Source organism: Xylanimonas sp. McL0601 (assembly GCF_049852175.1).
In the GTDB taxonomy this organism is placed as follows: Bacteria; Actinomycetota; Actinomycetes; order Actinomycetales; family Cellulomonadaceae; genus Xylanimonas.
The window spans coordinates 3,519,261-3,535,414 of record NZ_CP187527.1; the positions used below are offsets into that span (position 1 = coordinate 3,519,261).

28 protein-coding genes are annotated in these 16,154 nt (G+C 69.2%); 1 reads left to right on the forward strand and 27 read right to left on the reverse strand.

The window, feature by feature from the left end:
• The first annotated feature begins 45 nt into the window (after nucleotides 1–45).
• Nucleotides 46–813 (forward strand): ROK family protein, encoded by a 768-nt coding sequence (locus ACO4JP_RS16260; protein WP_425955021.1) that lies wholly within the window; start codon nucleotides 46–48, stop codon nucleotides 811–813.
• Here ACO4JP_RS16260 and ACO4JP_RS16265 read toward each other — a convergent pair.
• The 27 genes from ACO4JP_RS16265 to rplB all read right to left on the reverse strand — a co-directional run bounded on the left by ACO4JP_RS16265 (nucleotide 740) and on the right by rplB (nucleotide 16,132).
• A complete protein-coding gene (locus ACO4JP_RS16265) occupies nucleotides 740–1,558 on the reverse strand; it encodes an alpha/beta fold hydrolase (protein WP_425955022.1) in 819 nt (272 codons plus the stop codon). The genes ACO4JP_RS16260 and ACO4JP_RS16265 overlap by 74 nt on opposite strands.
• Nucleotides 1,559–1,688: 130 nt before the next feature.
• Nucleotides 1,689–2,273 carry a 50S ribosomal protein L17 gene (gene rplQ, locus ACO4JP_RS16270; protein WP_425955023.1) on the reverse strand — a complete coding sequence of 195 codons (585 nt, stop codon included), beginning with the start codon at nucleotides 2,271–2,273 and terminating at the stop codon, nucleotides 1,689–1,691.
• A gap of 79 nt (nucleotides 2,274–2,352) precedes the next feature.
• Complete coding sequence (locus ACO4JP_RS16275) at nucleotides 2,353–3,360, reverse strand: DNA-directed RNA polymerase subunit alpha (protein ID WP_425955024.1); 1,008 nt, start codon at nucleotides 3,358–3,360, stop codon at nucleotides 2,353–2,355.
• Between the two features lie 138 nt (nucleotides 3,361–3,498).
• Nucleotides 3,499–3,906, reverse strand: coding sequence for a 30S ribosomal protein S11 (gene rpsK, locus ACO4JP_RS16280; RefSeq protein ID WP_425955025.1), 408 nt, complete (start codon nucleotides 3,904–3,906; stop codon nucleotides 3,499–3,501).
• Nucleotides 3,907–3,980: 74 nt separating this feature from the next.
• Nucleotides 3,981–4,355, reverse strand: coding sequence for a 30S ribosomal protein S13 (rpsM, locus tag ACO4JP_RS16285; protein WP_425955026.1), 375 nt, complete (start codon nucleotides 4,353–4,355; stop codon nucleotides 3,981–3,983).
• A gap of 197 nt (nucleotides 4,356–4,552) precedes the next feature.
• The gene (gene rpmJ / locus ACO4JP_RS16290) at nucleotides 4,553–4,666 is read right to left on the reverse strand and encodes a 50S ribosomal protein L36 (RefSeq protein WP_009740505.1); all 114 of its coding nucleotides are present in this window, start codon (nucleotides 4,664–4,666) and stop codon (nucleotides 4,553–4,555) included.
• 68 nt (nucleotides 4,667–4,734) lie between these two features.
• A complete protein-coding gene (gene infA, locus ACO4JP_RS16295; protein WP_012867920.1) occupies nucleotides 4,735–4,956 on the reverse strand; it encodes a translation initiation factor IF-1 in 222 nt (73 codons plus the stop codon).
• Nucleotides 4,957–5,220: 264 nt separating this feature from the next.
• A complete protein-coding gene (gene map, locus ACO4JP_RS16300) occupies nucleotides 5,221–6,081 on the reverse strand; it encodes a type I methionyl aminopeptidase (RefSeq protein ID WP_425955027.1) in 861 nt (286 codons plus the stop codon).
• Nucleotides 6,082–6,120: 39 nt separating this feature from the next.
• A complete protein-coding gene (locus tag ACO4JP_RS16305; protein WP_425955028.1) occupies nucleotides 6,121–6,759 on the reverse strand; it encodes an adenylate kinase in 639 nt (212 codons plus the stop codon).
• On the reverse strand, nucleotides 6,756–8,054 hold the full coding sequence (gene secY / locus ACO4JP_RS16310) for a preprotein translocase subunit SecY (RefSeq protein WP_425955029.1): 1,299 nt from the start codon (nucleotides 8,052–8,054) through the stop codon (nucleotides 6,756–6,758). The genes ACO4JP_RS16305 and secY overlap by 4 nt, the downstream gene beginning before the upstream one ends.
• A gap of 279 nt (nucleotides 8,055–8,333) precedes the next feature.
• A complete protein-coding gene (gene rplO, locus ACO4JP_RS16315; protein ID WP_425955030.1) occupies nucleotides 8,334–8,825 on the reverse strand; it encodes a 50S ribosomal protein L15 in 492 nt (163 codons plus the stop codon).
• A gap of 2 nt (nucleotides 8,826–8,827) precedes the next feature.
• Nucleotides 8,828–9,010: a 50S ribosomal protein L30 gene (rpmD, locus tag ACO4JP_RS16320; protein WP_012877427.1), complete on the reverse strand. Its 183-nt coding sequence runs from the start codon at nucleotides 9,008–9,010 to the stop codon at nucleotides 8,828–8,830.
• The gene (gene rpsE, locus ACO4JP_RS16325; RefSeq protein WP_425955031.1) at nucleotides 9,010–9,663 is read right to left on the reverse strand and encodes a 30S ribosomal protein S5; all 654 of its coding nucleotides are present in this window, start codon (nucleotides 9,661–9,663) and stop codon (nucleotides 9,010–9,012) included. The genes rpmD and rpsE overlap by 1 nt, the downstream gene beginning before the upstream one ends.
• Nucleotides 9,664–9,697: 34 nt before the next feature.
• Nucleotides 9,698–10,069: a 50S ribosomal protein L18 gene (gene rplR / locus ACO4JP_RS16330; protein WP_425955032.1), complete on the reverse strand. Its 372-nt coding sequence runs from the start codon at nucleotides 10,067–10,069 to the stop codon at nucleotides 9,698–9,700.
• Nucleotides 10,069–10,605, reverse strand: coding sequence for a 50S ribosomal protein L6 (rplF, locus tag ACO4JP_RS16335; RefSeq protein WP_425955033.1), 537 nt, complete (start codon nucleotides 10,603–10,605; stop codon nucleotides 10,069–10,071). The genes rplR and rplF overlap by 1 nt, the downstream gene beginning before the upstream one ends.
• A gap of 21 nt (nucleotides 10,606–10,626) precedes the next feature.
• On the reverse strand, nucleotides 10,627–11,025 hold the full coding sequence (gene rpsH, locus ACO4JP_RS16340) for a 30S ribosomal protein S8 (protein ID WP_425955034.1): 399 nt from the start codon (nucleotides 11,023–11,025) through the stop codon (nucleotides 10,627–10,629).
• A gap of 90 nt (nucleotides 11,026–11,115) precedes the next feature.
• Nucleotides 11,116–11,301, reverse strand: a complete 186-nt coding sequence (locus tag ACO4JP_RS16345; protein ID WP_012877422.1) for a type Z 30S ribosomal protein S14 — start codon at nucleotides 11,299–11,301, stop codon at nucleotides 11,116–11,118.
• Between the two features lies 1 nt (nucleotide 11,302).
• Nucleotides 11,303–11,878 (reverse strand): 50S ribosomal protein L5, encoded by a 576-nt coding sequence (gene rplE / locus ACO4JP_RS16350; RefSeq protein ID WP_425955035.1) that lies wholly within the window; start codon nucleotides 11,876–11,878, stop codon nucleotides 11,303–11,305.
• Entirely contained in the window at nucleotides 11,878–12,219 is a 342-nt protein-coding gene (rplX, locus tag ACO4JP_RS16355) for a 50S ribosomal protein L24 (RefSeq protein WP_425955036.1), read from the reverse strand. The genes rplE and rplX overlap by 1 nt, the downstream gene beginning before the upstream one ends.
• A 2-nt stretch (nucleotides 12,220–12,221) precedes the next feature.
• The gene (gene rplN, locus ACO4JP_RS16360; RefSeq protein WP_129187604.1) at nucleotides 12,222–12,590 is read right to left on the reverse strand and encodes a 50S ribosomal protein L14; all 369 of its coding nucleotides are present in this window, start codon (nucleotides 12,588–12,590) and stop codon (nucleotides 12,222–12,224) included.
• A 194-nt stretch (nucleotides 12,591–12,784) separates the two neighbouring features.
• Nucleotides 12,785–13,069, reverse strand: a complete 285-nt coding sequence (gene rpsQ / locus ACO4JP_RS16365) for a 30S ribosomal protein S17 (RefSeq protein ID WP_425955037.1) — start codon at nucleotides 13,067–13,069, stop codon at nucleotides 12,785–12,787.
• A gap of 7 nt (nucleotides 13,070–13,076) precedes the next feature.
• Nucleotides 13,077–13,313 carry a 50S ribosomal protein L29 gene (gene rpmC, locus ACO4JP_RS16370; protein WP_130416551.1) on the reverse strand — a complete coding sequence of 79 codons (237 nt, stop codon included), beginning with the start codon at nucleotides 13,311–13,313 and terminating at the stop codon, nucleotides 13,077–13,079.
• Nucleotides 13,313–13,732 (reverse strand): 50S ribosomal protein L16, encoded by a 420-nt coding sequence (gene rplP, locus ACO4JP_RS16375; RefSeq protein WP_425955038.1) that lies wholly within the window; start codon nucleotides 13,730–13,732, stop codon nucleotides 13,313–13,315. Before rplP ends, rpmC begins: the two co-directional genes overlap by 1 nt.
• A gap of 2 nt (nucleotides 13,733–13,734) precedes the next feature.
• Complete coding sequence (rpsC, locus tag ACO4JP_RS16380; protein ID WP_425955039.1) at nucleotides 13,735–14,574, reverse strand: 30S ribosomal protein S3; 840 nt, start codon at nucleotides 14,572–14,574, stop codon at nucleotides 13,735–13,737.
• Nucleotides 14,574–14,942 (reverse strand): 50S ribosomal protein L22, encoded by a 369-nt coding sequence (rplV, locus tag ACO4JP_RS16385; protein WP_129205582.1) that lies wholly within the window; start codon nucleotides 14,940–14,942, stop codon nucleotides 14,574–14,576. Before rplV ends, rpsC begins: the two co-directional genes overlap by 1 nt.
• Before the next feature lie 56 nt (nucleotides 14,943–14,998).
• Complete coding sequence (gene rpsS, locus ACO4JP_RS16390) at nucleotides 14,999–15,280, reverse strand: 30S ribosomal protein S19 (protein ID WP_012867940.1); 282 nt, start codon at nucleotides 15,278–15,280, stop codon at nucleotides 14,999–15,001.
• Between the two features lie 15 nt (nucleotides 15,281–15,295).
• A complete protein-coding gene (rplB, locus tag ACO4JP_RS16395; RefSeq protein WP_425955040.1) occupies nucleotides 15,296–16,132 on the reverse strand; it encodes a 50S ribosomal protein L2 in 837 nt (278 codons plus the stop codon).
• Between the last annotated feature and the right edge of the window lie 22 nt (nucleotides 16,133–16,154).

Below are 16,154 nucleotides of genomic sequence, written 5' to 3' on the forward strand. Positions count from 1 at the left end.
CCCATTCTCACGGACGGAGGGGCGGGGACGGGCGATGATGGCACCGTGCCAGAGACGCTCACCCTCGCCGTCGACTGTGGTGGCGGCGGCATCAAGGCTGCCGTGCTCGACGAGGCGGGCACCGCGCACGCCGCGCCGGTCCGCGTCCGGACGCCTTACCCGCTGCCTCCGTCGCTCCTGGTCGACACCGTCGCCGGCATCGCCGACTCGCTGCCGCGTGCCCACCGCGCGACCGTCGGGATGCCCGGCATGATCCGCCACGGCGTCGTCGTGCACACGCCGCACTACATCACGCGGTCGGGGCCGCGCTCCCGGGTGGAGCCGGAGCTCGTCACGGCCTGGTCCAGCTTCGACGTCCGCGCCGCCCTCTCGGAGCGGCTCGCAGTGCCCGCGATGGTGCTCAACGACGCGGAGGTCCACGGCGCCGGCGTCATCGCCGGCTCGGGACTCGAGCTCGTCCTCACGCTGGGGACGGGCCTGGGGTCTGCCCTGTTCGACGGCGGTCTGCTGGCACCGCACCTGGAGTGGTCGCGCGCGCCGGTGCGGCGCGGCACGACCTATGACGAGCTCATCGGCGAGCCCGAGCGGCGGCGCCTCGGCGACGGCCTGTGGTCGCGCCGGGTCGTGGCGATGGTCGAGGGTCTGCGCCCCGTGTTCTGGTGGGACCGCCTCTACCTGGGCGGCGGCAACTCGCGCCGCATCACGCCCGCCGCGCTCGCGCGGCTGGGCGACGACGTCGTCATCGTGCCGAACTCAGCGGCTCTCGTGGGCGGGGCGCGAGCGTGGGAGCTCCCCCGCGAGACGTGGGGCTGAGGACCTCGCCCGCGGAGCTCACCGCCGCGACGGCCTCGAGCACCACGCGCGCGAACGCGACCGGCGCGTCGAGGCTCACGGGGTGCCGCGCGTGCGGGACGACGACGAGCCGGGTGGGCGCGCCGCCGGCTCGCGCCGCGGCGACCGTCTGACGCTCCCGGCCGCGGAAGTGGTCCCAGCGGCCGTTGACGATCCACACGGGGCTGGTGCCGCGCGCGAGCGCCTCGAGGGTGTCGGAGGCCGCGACCTCGTGCAGCACGTCGGTCATCACCGTGAGCGCGTACCCGCCGGCGGCGATGTCGCGGGCTGCTTCGGCGTCGAACGTCAGGGCCACGAGCAGGTCGTTGAGGCGGGCGCCGTGGTCAGGGCGCTCCTCGAGCGCGCGCGACGCGACCAGCCAGGCGCCCCGCAGCCGCGACTGCGGGGGCGTGCAGCACGACGCCGCGACGAGCCCAGCCGACTGCTCGGGGTACCGCGCCCGGTGCTCGACCGCGAGGTACCCCCCGAGCGACAGCCCGACGACGAGAGCCCGCCCGCCCAGCCCTGCGACGCCGTCGTGCATCACCTCGAGGGCTCCCTCGAGCGTGAACCGCTCGCCCAGCCGCTCGCCGTGCCCGGGCAGGTCGACGGCGAGGGTGGTCACGCCACCGGCGTCGAGCACGTCGAGCTGGCGGCGCCACATGGTGCGCGACGTACGCGCCCCGTGCACGAACAGCACGGGGACGGCACCGGCCACGTCACTCATCGCGCCTCCCCTGGGTCCGACCACTCTGCCACCCGGCCGGGCGGTCGCGCGACGGGACAGAGCGAACGCACGAGGGCCCCGCACCGGCGTCGGTGCGGGACCCTCGTCAGACAGCGGGATGCGAAGAGGCTCAGGCCTCCTTCGTCTCCTCGGCCGTCTCGGTCGTCGCCGCCTCAGGCTCGGTGGCGGTCTCCGCGACGGCCTCGGCCGGCGCCTCGGCGACCTCGGTCGCCTCGACCTCGGCGGGAGCTTCGACGGTCTCCTCGACGGCGGGCTCCTCGACCTTCGCGGCCTTCTTCGGCGCGGCCTTCTTGGCGGCCTTCTCGGCCTCCTTGACGACGGCCTGCTTCGGGCTCACGGGCTCGGTCACGAGCTCGATGACGGCCATGGGGGCGTTGTCGCCCTTGCGGTTGCCGATCTTCGTCACGCGCGTGTAGCCACCGTTGCGCTCGGCCACGGCCGGGGCGATCTCGGTGAACAGCGTGTGCACCACGCCCTTGTCGCGCACCACGGTGAGGACGCGACGGCGGGCGTGCAGGTCGCCACGCTTCGCGAACGTGATGAGACGCTCGGCCAGCGGCTGGACGCGCTTCGCCTTGGTCACGGTGGTGGTGATGCGGCCGTGCTCGAAGAGCGCGGTGGCGAGGTTCGCGAGGATCAGACGCTCGTGAGCCGGGCCACCGCCGAGCCGCGGACCCTTGGTGGGGGTAGGCATTTTCGGGTTCTCCTTGAGGGGGTTCCCCGCCGCGCGGCACTACGGCCGCGGCGGCGGGGCTGCACGAAGCAGGGAATCGTCAGTACGACTGCTCGTCGTAGGCCGCGTCGTCGCCACCGTCGTAGAAGGTGGCCGACGGGTCGAAGTCGAGCGGCGAGTCCTTGAGCGCCAGGCCGAGCTCGGCCAGCTTCTCCTTGACCTCGTTGATCGACTTCGCGCCGAAGTTGCGGATGTCGAGCAGGTCCGCCTCGCTGCGCGCGACGAGCTCACCGACCTGGTGGATGCCCTCGCGCTTGAGGCAGTTGTACGAACGGATGGTGAGGTTGAGCTCCTCGATCGGCAGCGCCAGGTCCGCGGCCAGCGCGGAGTCCGTCGGCGACGGGCCGATCTCGATGCCCTCGGCCTCGACGTTCAGCTCGCGGGCGAGGCCGAACAGCTCGACGAGCGTCTTGCCGGCGGAGGCGAGAGCGTCGCGCGGCGTGATGGCCGGCTTCGTCTCGACGTCGACGATCAGCTTGTCGAAGTCCGTGCGCTGCTCCACACGGGTGGCCTCGACCTTGTACGTGACCTTGAGGACCGGCGAGTAGATCGAGTCGACCGGGATGCGGCCGATCTCGGCGTCCGCCGACTTGTTCTGCGCGGCGGAGACGTAGCCACGACCACGCTCGACGGTCAGCTCGATCTCGAGCTTGCCCTTGTCGTTCAGCGTGGCGATGTGCAGGTCGGGGTTGTGCACCTCGACGCCCGCCGGCGGCACGATGTCCGCGGCGGTGACGGCCCCGGCGCCCTGCTTGCGCAGGTACATGACGACCGGCTCGTCGTTCTCCGAGGAGACGACGAGGTTCTTGATGTTGAGGATGATCTCGGTGACGTCCTCCTTCACACCCGGCACGGTGGTGAACTCGTGGAGCACACCGTCGATGCGGATGGAGGTGACGGCCGCGCCCGGGATGGACGACAGCAGGGTGCGGCGCAGCGAGTTGCCGAGCGTGTAGCCGAAGCCCGGCTCCAGCGGCTCGATGGCAAAACGGGTGCGGTGCTCCGAGATGACCTCTTCGGTCAGGGAGGGGCGCTGTGCGATCAGCACTGTGGTTGTCCTTTCGGTGTGCGTCCGCCATATGACGCATCACGGGATCAGCGATCACTCGCACGGCCGGGCGGGCTCTGTCCGTCCGTCCGGCCAGGGGTCAGCCGGCCGGGCACGAGGCCCGGCCGGCCGGGAGGGTCAGACGCGGCGGCGCTTCGGCGGGCGAACGCCGTTGTGAGCCTGGGGCGTGACGTCCTGGATGGAGCCGACCTCGAGGCCGGTCGCCTGGAGGGAGCGGATGGCGGTCTCGCGACCGGAACCCGGGCCCTTGACGAAGACGTCGACCTTCTTCACGCCGTGCTCCTGAGCGCGGCGGGCGGCCGACTCGGCGGCCAGCTGCGCGGCGAACGGCGTCGACTTGCGCGAACCCTTGAAGCCGACGTGGCCGGCGGAGGCCCACGCGATCACGGCGCCCGTCGGGTCGGTGATCGAGACGATCGTGTTGTTGAAGGTGCTCTTGATGTGCGCCTGGCCGACCGGGACGTTCTTCTTGTCCTTGCGGCGCGGCTTGCGCGTGCCGGCAGCGGCACGAGTCTTGGGAGGCATCTGCTCGTTCTCTCCTGTACTGAGGTCGTCGGACCGGAGCGGGCGCTAGTGACGCCCGGCTCGGACTGCTGACGTCAGCGGGCCTTCTTCTTGCCCGCGACGGTGCGCTTCGGACCCTTGCGGGTGCGCGCGTTGGTCTTGGTGCGCTGACCGCGCACCGGCAGCCCGCGACGGTGGCGCAGACCCTGGTAGGTGCCGATCTCGACCTTGCGGCGGATGTCGGCAGCGACCTCACGGCGAAGGTCACCCTCGAGCTTGTAGCTGCCCTCGAGGTAGTCACGGAGAGCGACGAGCTGCGCGTCGTCGAGGTCCTTGACGCGGACGTCGGGGCTGATGCCCGTGGCGACCAGCGTCTCCGACGCGCGGGTACGGCCGACGCCGTAGATGTAGGTGAGCGCGATCTCGACCCGCTTCTCGCGGGGGAGGTCGACGCCGATAAGACGTGCCATGTGCCTGACGGCTCCTGTACTTCGCCCGGAGGTCGTCCGCACCACCCTCCCGCGATAGCCGCGGGCCCCGGCCTCCGGACCGGGGGTTCCCCTCTTCCCTACCTCGCCAGGGGCTTCGCCCCTCAGCAGGTGGTCGAGGTCGTGGTGGTGCGCTGGTGGTGGCGGCGCTGCCGTCACCCGGAGTCAGAGTGTTCTGCTCAGCCCTGGCGCTGCTTGTGGCGCAGGTTCTCGCAGATCACCATGACGCGACCGTGCCGGCGGATCACCTTGCACTTGTCGCAGATCTTCTTGACGCTCGGCTTGACCTTCATGAGTCTTCCTTCGCCAGCGGCACGCACGAGGGCGTGACGGCGGCTGGTCGTATCGGGTGGGGGACGGACTACTTGTAGCGGTAGACGATCCGGCCACGGGACAGGTCGTACGGGCTCAGCTCAACGACCACCCGGTCCTCGGGGAGGATGCGGATGTAGTGCTGGCGCATCTTGCCCGAGATGTGGGCGAGCACCTTGTGACCGTTTGCCAGCTCCACGCGGAACATCGCGTTCGGCAGGGCCTCGACCACGCTGCCCTCGATCTCGATGACACCGTCCTTCTTTGCCATATCCTCCGCTAACTCTTCGTCCTGACTTCTTCCGACGCCCCCGGGCGAGCCCGGCCGCACCGCGCGGCGTACGGCCGACGGTGTGGCACTCATGGTGGGACGTGGGATGTCGCGTGCTGCCGCCTGCACATCACCGGAGCATCGACGATGCTCCGGAGACGGGCGCGGACGGACTACACCCGACGTACTAGCCTACCGGACGGCGCCACGAGGTGGAAGCCGGGACGGCCGTGCCGTGGCTCACGCGCCAGACAATGCGTCGGATCAGTCCAGCCGCACGACGTCGACGCCCAGCACGGCGAGGCGCTCGGCCCCGGCGTCGGGCGCGGTGAGCACGCTGATGCCGTCCGCGAGGATCGCGACGGAGTGCTCCCAGTGCGCGGCGCGCGACCCGTCCGTGGTGACGACGGTCCAGCCGTCGCCGAGCTCGCGGGTCGCCCCGCTCCCCCGCGAGACCATGGGCTCGACCGCCAGGCACATCCCGGTCCTGAGCGGGATCCCCCGCGTGCGGGTCGCGTAGTTGAGGACGTCGGGCGGCTGGTGCATCGCAGTGCCGATGCCGTGCCCCACGTACTCCTCGACGACGCCGAGCGCCTCGCCGGTCGCCGCCGCGGCCACCTCGAGCGCGGCCTCGACCGCCCGGCCGACGTCGTTCAGGCGGCCGCGCTGCGCCAGCGCGGCGATGCCGGCCCAGAGCGCCGCCTCGGTCGCGCGCACGAGGGCGTCGTCGCCAGGGTCGGCCTCGGGCGAGCCCGGCGGAAGGGCGCCGTCGGCGCCCAGGACGAACGTGGTCGCGGAGTCGCCGTGCCAGCCGTCGACGACCGCGCCGGCATCCACCGACACGACGTCCCCGGCCCGCAGCACGCGCGGACCGGGGATGCCGTGGATCACCTCGTCGTTGACCGAGGCGCAGATGGTGGCGGGGAACCCGTGGTACCCCAGGAAGTTCGACGTCGCGCCCGCGTCGGCGATCACCTTGCGGGCGACGTCGTCGAGGTCCGCCGTCGTCATGCCGGGGCGGGCGGAGGCGCGGACGGCCGCGAGCACGTCGGCGACGACGAGCCCGGCGCGTCGCATGACGCGCACCTGCTCGGGCGTCTTGAGCTCGACGCGCTCGCGGACCACCGCGACCTCCTCCTCAGGCGACGAGGTCGCCTCGTTCTGTCAGCCCAGCTGGGCTGCGAGGCCGGCGACGACGCGGTCGGTGACCTCGGTGATCTCGCCGATGCCGTCGACCTGAACCAGCAGGCCGCGCTCGGCGTAGGCGGACGTGAGCGGGGCGGTCTGCTCCGCGTAGATGTCGAGGCGGCGCGCGATGGCCTCCTCGGTGTCGTCCGCGCGGCCCTCGATCTCGGCGCGCTTGGCCATGCGGGTCAGGAGCTCGTCGCGGTCCGCGGTGAGCTCGATGACGCCGTCCAGCTGCCAGCCGAGGTCGCCGAGGATCTCGTCGAGCGCCTGGACCTGGTGCGCGTTGCGCGGGTAGCCGTCGAGGATGAAGCCCCCCTGGGCGTCCCCCTCGCCGAGGCGGCCGCGGACCATCCTGTCCGTGACCTCGTCGGGCACGAGCTCGCCCTTGTTCGTGTACTCCTGCGCGAGGCGGCCCAGCTCGGTCTCGCCCTTGATGTTCGCCCGGAAGATGTCACCGGTCGAGATCGCGGGGATGCCGAAGACCTCGGCCAGGCGCGTGGCCTGCGTGCCCTTGCCAGAGCCCTGCGGACCCATGATCAGCAGGCGGGTGACGCGGCCCTCGGGGCCGGGAGCCGGGTGCAGGTCGTGGCGCGAGGGGACGGAGCTCTCTGTCAACGGAGGAACCCTTCGTAGTGACGCTGCTGCAGCTGCGAGTCGATCTGCTTCACGGTCTCGAGGCCGACGCCCACGATGATGAGGATCGACGAACCACCGAACGGCAGGCGGTTGGCCAGGTCCAGGAACACGACCATCAGCGTCGGGATGAGTGCGATGACCACGAGGTAGAGCGAGCCGGCCGACGTGATGCGGGAGATCACATAGTCCAGGTACTCCGCGGTCGGGCGGCCGGCGCGGATGCCGGGGATGAAGCCGCCGTACTTCTTCATGTTGTCCGCGACCTCGTCCGGGTTGAACGTGATCGACGTGTAGAAGAAGCAGAAGAACAGGATGAGCAGCGCGTACAGCGTGATGTACAGCGGCGAGCTCTGGTGAGCGAGGTGGTTGACGATCCACTGGACCCACCCGGCTGACTTGTCGCCGAACTGGGCGATGAGCGTCGGGATCGCGAGGATCGACGACGCGAAGATCACCGGGATCACGCCCGCCATGTTGATCTTGATCGGGATGTACGTGCTGGTGCCGCCGTACATGCGGCGGCCGACCATGCGCTTCGCGTACTGGACGGGCACCCGGCGCTGCGACTGCTCGACGTAGACCACGAGGCCGATGACGACCACGATCACCAGCAGCACGACGATGATGTTGCGGATGCCGTTGTTGCCGCCTGCAACCGACCAGAGGCCCGTCGGGAAGCCCGCGGCGATCGACGTGAAGATGAGCAGCGACATGCCGTTGCCGACGCCACGCTCGGTGATGAGCTCGCCCAGCCACATGATGAGGCCGGTGCCGGCGGTCATCGTGATGACCATGAGCAGCAACGTGACGACGCTGTCATCCGCGATCACGTCGAGCGAGCAGCCCGGGAAGAGCAGGCCCTGGCGCGCGGTCGTGATGACCGTCGTCGACTGGAGGATCGCAAGGGCGATCGTCAGGTAGCGCGTGTACTGCGTCAGCTTCGCCTGACCCGCCTGCCCCTCCTTGTACAGGGCCTCGAAGCGGGGGATCACCACGCGCAGCAGCTGGATGATGATGCTCGCGGTGATGTACGGCATGATCCCGAGCGCGAAGATCGACAGCTGCAGGAGCGCGCCACCGCTGAACGTGTTGACGAGACCCAGGAGCGAGGTGCTTCCCGACGTCTGGTCGATGCACTGGCGGACGTTGGGGTAGTTCACGCCCGGCGTCGGGATGAACGAGCCGACGCGGAAGATCGCCATGATCGCGATCGTGAACAGCAGCTTGCGCCGCAGGTCGGGCGTCCGGAAAGCCCGGGCGAATGCGCTGAGCACCTATCCTCCAAGCCCGCCGAGGCGGGTTTCTCGTGTCGCCGGGTCCCCCCGGCGAGGTGTGACGTCGCGTCGACAGGCATTGCGCCCGCCGCCGTCGGCGCCGGATGGACGCGGTCCGGGCTGGGTCTGGCGACCCGGACCGCAAGGCCGCACCACGAGGTACAGCCGGACCGTGACGGATTCTACGTGGATCAGGGGGTGCCCTCGCCACCATCCTCACGCCGTGACAGCACGCAGGGCCGGGGGCGCCAACCGCGCCTCCGGCCCTGCATGACCTTCTCAGTCCTCCGAGACCGAACCGCCGGCCGCCAGGATCTTGTCCTTGGCGGAGCCGGACAGCGCGTCCACCGCGACGTCCAGCTTGACGGTGATCTCACCGGTGCCGAGCAGCTTGACCAGCTGACCCTTGCGGACCGCGCCCTTGGCGACGAGGTCCTCGACGGTGACGGAGCCACCCTCGGGGTACAGCTCGGCGAGCTTGTCCAGGTTCACGACCTGGTACTCGACACGGAACGGGTTCTTGAACCCGCGCAGCTTCGGGAGGCGCATGTGCAGAGGCATCTGCCCGCCCTCGAAGCGCTGGGGCACCTGGTAGCGAGCCTTCGTACCCTTGGTACCGCGGCCCGCCGTCTTGCCCTTGGAGCCCTCACCGCGACCCACACGGGTCTTGGCGGTCTTGGCACCGGGGGCCGGACGCAGGTGGTGGACCTTCAGGGGCTTGACCGAGGTCTCGGCCACAGCCTCCTCGGTCTTCTTCTTGGCCTCGGCCATGATCAGTCGACCTCCTCGACGGTCACCAGGTGCGAGACCGTGTTGACCATGCCGCGGATCTCGGGACGGTCCTCCTTGACGGCGGTGTCACCGATCCGCTTGAGGCCCAGGGTCCGCAGCGTCTCGCGCTGGTTCTTCTTGCCGCCGATGGCGGACTTGGTCTGGGTCACCTTGAGACGAGCCATCACGCACCCACCTTCTCGGCGTCCTTCTTCGCGGCCAGGCCGGCGGCCTGGGCGCGCAGGAGCGCGGCCGGGGCCACGTCCTCGAGGGGCAGCCCGCGGCGCGCGGCCACGGCGGCCGGCTCCTCGAGCTGCTTGAGCGCCGCGACCGTGGCGTGCACGATGTTGATCGAGTTCGACGAGCCGAGCGACTTGCTCAGCACGTCGTGGATGCCGGCGCACTCCAGGACGGCGCGGACCGGACCACCGGCGATCACACCGGTACCCGGCGATGCCGGACGCAGGAACACGACACCGGCGGCGGCCTCACCCTGGGTGGGGTGCGGGATGGTGCCCTGGATACGGGGGACGCGGAAGAAGTTCTTCTTCGCCTCCTCCACACCCTTGGCGATCGCCGCGGGCACCTCCTTGGCCTTGCCGTAGCCGACGCCGACGGTGCCGTCACCATCGCCCACCACGACGAGCGCGGTAAAGCTGAAGCGGCGACCACCCTTGACGACCTTCGAGACGCGGTTGATCGTCACGACGCGCTCGACGAAGGCGCTCTTCTCCGCCTCGCGGCGGTCGTTGCGGCGGTCGTCGCGGCGGTTGCTGCGACGGCCGTCGGTGGACTCGTTGGCGCCCTGGGGGGCGCCGGTGCGCTGCCCTGCAGCCATCAGAGGTTCCTCATCTTCCGTGCGTTGATCGTCATCACAGCGCCAGACCTGCCTCGCGGGCACCGTCGGCGACCGCAGCCACCCGACCGTGGTACTTGTTGCCGCCGCGGTCGAAGACCACGGACTCGACGCCGGCAGCCTTGGCACGCGCAGCGACGAGCTCGCCGACCTTGCGGGCCTTGGCCACCTTGTCGCCGTCGAAGGCGCGCAGGTCGGCCTCGAGGGTCGATGCGGACGCGACAGTCTTGCCCACGGTGTCGTCGACGATCTGAGCCACCATGTGGCGGTTCGAGCGCGTCACGACCAGGCGGGGGCGAACCGCGCTGCCGGTGATCTTCTTGCGCAGACGCAGGTGGCGGCGCTGACGAGCAACGGCCTTGCCCTTGCCCAGGATCTTGATAGCCATCACTTACCAGCCTTTCCGACCTTGCGGCGGACGACCTCGCCGGCGTATCGCACACCCTTGCCCTTGTACGGCTCGGGCTTGCGGATCTTGCGGATGTTCGCCGCGACCTCGCCGACCTGCTGCTTGTCGATACCGGCCACCGAGAACTTGGTGGGGGTCTCGACGGCGAACGTGATGCCCGTGGGGGCCTGCACGATCACCGGGTGGCTGAAGCCGAGGGCGAACTCGAGGTCGGAGCCCTTGGCCGTGACGCGGTAACCCGTGCCGACGATCTCGAGCTTCTTCTCGTAGCCCTGCGTGACACCGGTGACGATGTTCGCCAGCAGCGTGCGGGTCAGACCGTGCAGCGCACGGGACTCACGCTCGTCGTCGGGACGCGACACCACGAGCGTGGCGTCGTCCTGGGCGACCGTGATGGGGGCGGGCACGCGGTGCTCGAGGGAACCCTTGGGACCCTTGATCGTGACGAGCGCACCCGAGATGGTGACGTCCACGCCGGCGGGAACCGGGACGGGGATCTTGCCGATTCGAGACATGGCTTGTATCTCCCTTCCTGATTACCAGACGTAGGCGAGGACCTCGCCACCGACGCCCTTGGCCTGAGCCTGGCGGTCGGTGAGGAGGCCGGAGGAGGTCGACAGGATCGCGACACCGAGGCCACCGAGGACCTTGGGGAGCTCCGTCGACTTCGCGTACTTGCGAAGACCCGGCTTCGAGATGCGGCGGATGCCCGCCAGGGCACGCTCGCGGTTCTGGCCGTACTTCAGGGTGATGGTGAGGTTCTTGCCCACCTTCGCGTCCTCAACGACGAAACCGGTGATGTAGCCCTCCTTCTGAAGGATCTCCGCGATGTGGAGCTTCAGCTTGGAGGACGGCATCGTCACGGTGTCGTGATGCGCCGAGTTGGCGTTCCGCAGACGCGTCAGCATGTCTGCGATCGGGTCAGTCATCGTCATCTGGGCTCTTGCCCTTCCTCGTCGCGGTTTCCACTCGGCTCTCGGGGAACTTGTCCTCGGGTCCCGGGCGGACCTACGACGTCGTGGTGATTACCAGCTGCTCTTGGTGACGCCGGGGAGCTCGCCGCGGTGGGCCATCTCCCGGACGCAGATACGGCACAGGCCGAACTTGCGGTAGACCGAGTGCGGTCGGCCGCAGCGCTGGCACCGCGTGTAGGCGCGGACCGCGAACTTGGGCTTCGCGGCGGCCTTGTTGATCAGGGCCTTCTTCGCCATGTCAGTTCTCCTCCTTGAAGGGGAAGCCGAGACGGCGAAGCAGCGAACGGCCCTCGTCGTCGGTGTTCGCCGTGGTCACGACCGTGATGTCCATACCGCGGACGCGGTCGATCCTGTCCTGGTCGATCTCGTGGAACATCGACTGCTCCGTGAGGCCGAACGTGTAGTTGCCGTGGCCGTCGAACTGCTTGGCCGACAGACCGCGGAAGTCACGGATTCGGGGCAGGGCGATCGACAGCAGACGGTCGAGGAACTCCCACATGCGGTCACCGCGCAGCGTCACGTGGGCGCCGATCGGCATGCCCTCGCGCAGCTTGAACTGAGCGATGGACTTGCGCGCCTTGGTGACCTGCGGCTTCTGACCGGTGATCGCGGTCAGGTCGCGGATCGCGCCCTCGATGAGCTTCGAGTCCTTGGCGGCGTCGCCGACACCCATGTTCACGACGATCTTCGTCAGACCGGGGACCAGGGTGACGTTCGCGTAGCCGAACTCCTCGCGCAGCCCGGCCAGGATCTCCTCGCGGTACTTCTGCTTGAGGCGCGGCAGGGCCGGGGCCTCGAGAGTCGTCTCGGTCATCAGATGTCCTTCCCGGAGCGCTTCGCGATGCGCACGCGAACCGTCTTGGTCTTGCCGTCGCGCTCGACCTGCTCGATGCGGAAGCCGACGCGGGTGCCCTTCTTGGTCTCCGGGTCGACGAGCATGACGTTGGAGACGTGGATCGGGGCCTCGACGGTCTCGATGCCACCAGTGCGGGTGCCGCGGGCGGTCTGGCCGGCCTTCTCGTGCTTGGTCACACGCTGGACGCCCTCGACCACGAGGCGGTCGGAGTCCTTGAGGACCTCGAGCACGCGGCCGGTCTTGCCCTTGTCACGACCGGTGATGACGACGACCTGGTCGCCCTTCTTGATCTTGGCCATGGTCAGAGCACCTCCGGCGCGAGCGAGATGATCTTCATGAACTTCTTGTCGCGAAGCTCGCGACCGACCGGACCGAAGATGCGGGTGCCACGAGGCTCACCGTCGTTCTTGAGGATGACGGCGGCGTTCTCGTCGAACTTGATGTAGGAACCGTCGGGACGACGGCGCTCCTTGGCGGTCCGGACGACGACCGCCTTGATGACGTCGCCCTTCTTCACGTTGCCGCCCGGGATCGCGTCCTTGACGGTGGCGACGATGACGTCACCGATACCGGCGTAGCGACGGCCGGAACCACCGAGAACGCGGATGCAGAGAATTTCCTTCGCACCCGTGTTGTCGGCGACCCGGAGTCGCGACTCCTGCTGGATCATTCAAATGCTCCTGTCGTCGAGCTGGTTCTCTCGCGCGCACTAAGGTGCCCGCATGAGCCTGGCCGAACGGATTGATGGGGTTTGGCCACCCACGCGCATACGTGTGTCACGCCGCAGGCAGGCCGATCGGAGAGTCTACGCCGCCCGGGCCCCCGATGGAGACCCGGGCGACGCAGATCACTTCCTGGTGAAGGTCACTTGGCCTTCTCGAGGATCTCCACCAGGCGCCACCGCTTGGTCGCGGACAGCGGGCGGGTCTCCATGATCACGACGAGGTCGCCGATGCCGGCGGAGTTCTGCTCGTCGTGGGCCTTGACCTTGGTCGTGCGACGCATGACCTTGCCGTAGAGCGGGTGCTTCACCCGGTCCTCGACCTCGACCACGATGGTCTTGTCCATCTTGTCGCTGACCACGTAGCCGCGGCGCACCTTGCGGATGCCACGGTCGGCGGTGGTCGACTCAGTCGTCTCGTTGCTCATCTCTGCCTCACTCAGCGCTCGGAGCCGTACGGATGCCGAGCTCGCGCTCGCGCAGGATCGTGTAGATCCGCGCGATGTCGCGCTTGACGGCCTTGATGCGGCCGTGCGACTCCAGCTGGCCGGTGGCCGACTGGAAGCGGAGGTTGAAGAGCTCCTCCTTGGCCTTCTTCAGCTCGGCGACGAGCTTCTCGTCGTCGAAGCCGTCCAGGTCGGTCGGGGCAAGCCCCTTCGTACCGATAGCCATCAGATCGCACCACCCTCGCGCACCACGAAACGGCACTTCATCGGGAGCTTGTGGATCGCGCGGCGCATGGCCTCACGAGCCAGGGGCTCCGGGACGCCGGCCAGCTCGAAGACGATGCGGCCGGGCTTGACGTTGGCGACCCACCACTCGGGCGAGCCCTTACCGGAACCCATGCGGGTCTCGGCGGGCTTCTTGGTCAGCGGACGGTCCGGGTAGATGTTGATCCAGACCTTGCCGCCACGCTTGATGTGGCGGGTCATCGCGATACGAGCAGCCTCGATCTGGCGGTTCGTGACATAGGCGGGCTCGAGAGCCTGGATGCCGAACTCGCCGAACGCGATCGTGTTGCCACCCTTCGACGCGCCGGAGCGGCCAGGGTGGTGCTGCTTGCGGTGCTTGAGCCTGCGAGGAATCAGCATGCTCAGGCCTCCGTTCCGGTCTCAGCCGGCGCCTCGGCGGCCGGGGCCTCGGTGGCCTCGGTCGACGGGGCGGCCGAACGCTCGTTGCGGCGACCGCCACGGCGCTCGCCACCACGCTCACCACCACGCTCACCACCGCGCTCGGCGCGCGGGCCACGGCCCTGACGCGGAGCAGCAACGGCCTGCTGAGCGGCGAACTCCTTTTCGGTGATGTCGCCCTTGTAGATCCAGACCTTCACGCCGATGCGGCCGAAGGTCGTGCGCGCCTCGTAGAAGCCGTAGTCGATGTTCGCGCGGAGCGTGTGCAGCGGCACACGACCTTCGCGGTAGAACTCCGACCGGCTCATCTCGGCGCCGCCCAGACGGCCCGCGACCTGGACACGGATGCCCTTGGCGCCGGCGCGCTGCGCGGACTGCATGCCCTTGCGCATGGCGCGACGGAAGGACACGCGGCTGGCGAGCTGCTCGGCGATGCCCTGAGCAACCAGCTGCGAGTCGAGCTCCGCGTTCTTGACCTCGAGGATGTTGAGCTGGACCTGCTTGCCCGTGAGCTTCTCGAGCTCGCCGCGGATGCGGTCGGCCTCAGCACCACGGCGGCCGATCACGATGCCCGGACGCGCCGTGTGGATGTCCACGCGGACGCGGTCGCGGGTGCGCTCGATCTCGACCTTGGAGATACCGGCACGCTCGAGGCCAGTGCCCATGAGCTTGCGGATCTGGACGTCCTCACGGACGTAGTCGCGGTACCGCTGACCGGGCTTGGTGCTGTCGGCGAACCAGCGCGACCGGTGGTCGGTGGTGATGCCGAGGCGGTACCCGTGCGGGTGAACCTTCTGCCCCACTATCGGGCCCCTTCCTTCTTCTCGCGCGGTGCGACGACCACGGTGATGTGGCTGGTCCGCTTGAGCACGCGGGCCGCGCGGCCCTGAGCACGCGGACGGAACCGCTTCAGGGTCGGGCCCTCGTCGACGAACGCCGCGGCGACGACGAGCTCCTGCTCGTCGAAGCGCTCGCTCGCACGGTCGGCCTTCACCCGGGCGTTGGCGATCGCAGACTCCACGACCTTGCGCACCGGCTCGGCGGCGGCCTGCGGCGCGAACTTCAGCACCGCGACGGCCTCGCCGGCCTGCTTGCCACGGATGAGGTCCACGACGCGCCGGGCCTTCATCGGCGTCACGCGGACGAACCGCGCCTGCGCCTTGGCTTCCATTGCTGTCCTGCTTCCTTTTCTCAGACAGTCGGGGCTGTCGCTGCGAGCCCGAAGGCTCAGCGGCGACGGCCCTTCTTGTCGTCCTTCACGTGGCCGCGGAAGGTCCGCGTGGGAGCAAACTCACCGAGCTTGTGGCCGACCATCGACTCGGTCACGAAGACCGGCGTGTGCTTGCGACCGTCGTGCACGGCGAAGGTGTGACCGAGGAAGTCGGGCGTGATGACCGACCGACGGGACCAGGTCTTGATGACGTTCTTGGTCCCCTTCTCGTTCTGCACGTCCACCTTCTTCTGAAGGTGTCCGTCGACGAAGGGGCCCTTCTTCAGGCTACGAGGCATGTTCCAGGCTCCTTATCAGCGCTTCTTGCCGGTGCGGCGACGGCGGACGATCAGCTTGTCGCTCGGCTTGTTCGGACGGCGGGTACGGCCCTCCGGCTGGCCCCACGGGCTCACCGGGTGGCGACCACCGGACGTCTTGCCCTCACCACCACCGTGCGGGTGGTCGATCGGGTTCATGGCGACACCACGCACGGTCGGGCGGACGCCCTTCCAGCGCATGCGGCCGGCCTTGCCCCAGTTGATGTTCGACTGCTCGGCGTTGCCCACCTCGCCGACCGTCGCGCGGCAGCGCAGGTCGACGTTGCGGATCTCACCGGAGGGCATACGCAGCTGGGCGTAGGGGCCGTCCTTGGCGACGAGCTGGACGGAGACACCAGCCGAGCGGGCGATCTTCGCGCCACCACCGGGACGCAGCTCGATGGCGTGGATGACCGTACCGGTCGGGATGTTGCGCAGCGGCAGGTTGTTGCCGGGCTTGATGTCGGCGCCGGCACCGGCCTCGACCACGTCGCCCTGCGACAGCTTGTTCGGCGCGATGATGTAGCGCTTCTCGCCGTCCGCGTAGTGCAGGAGAGCGATGCGCGCCGTGCGGTTGGGGTCGTACTCGATGTGAGCGACCTTGGCGGGCACGCCGTCCTTGTCATGACGACGGAAGTCGATCACGCGGTACTGGCGCTTGTGGCCACCACCCTTGTGACGCGTCGTGATGCGACCGGAGTTGTTGCGGCCACCCGTCTTCGACAGGGGGCGGACCAGCGACTTCTCCGGCTGCGAGCGGGTGACCTCGACGAAGTCCGCGACGCTCGAGCCGCGACGGCCAGGCGTAGTCGGCTTGTACTTACGAATTCCCATGGGATTCAGTCCTCGATCTGCT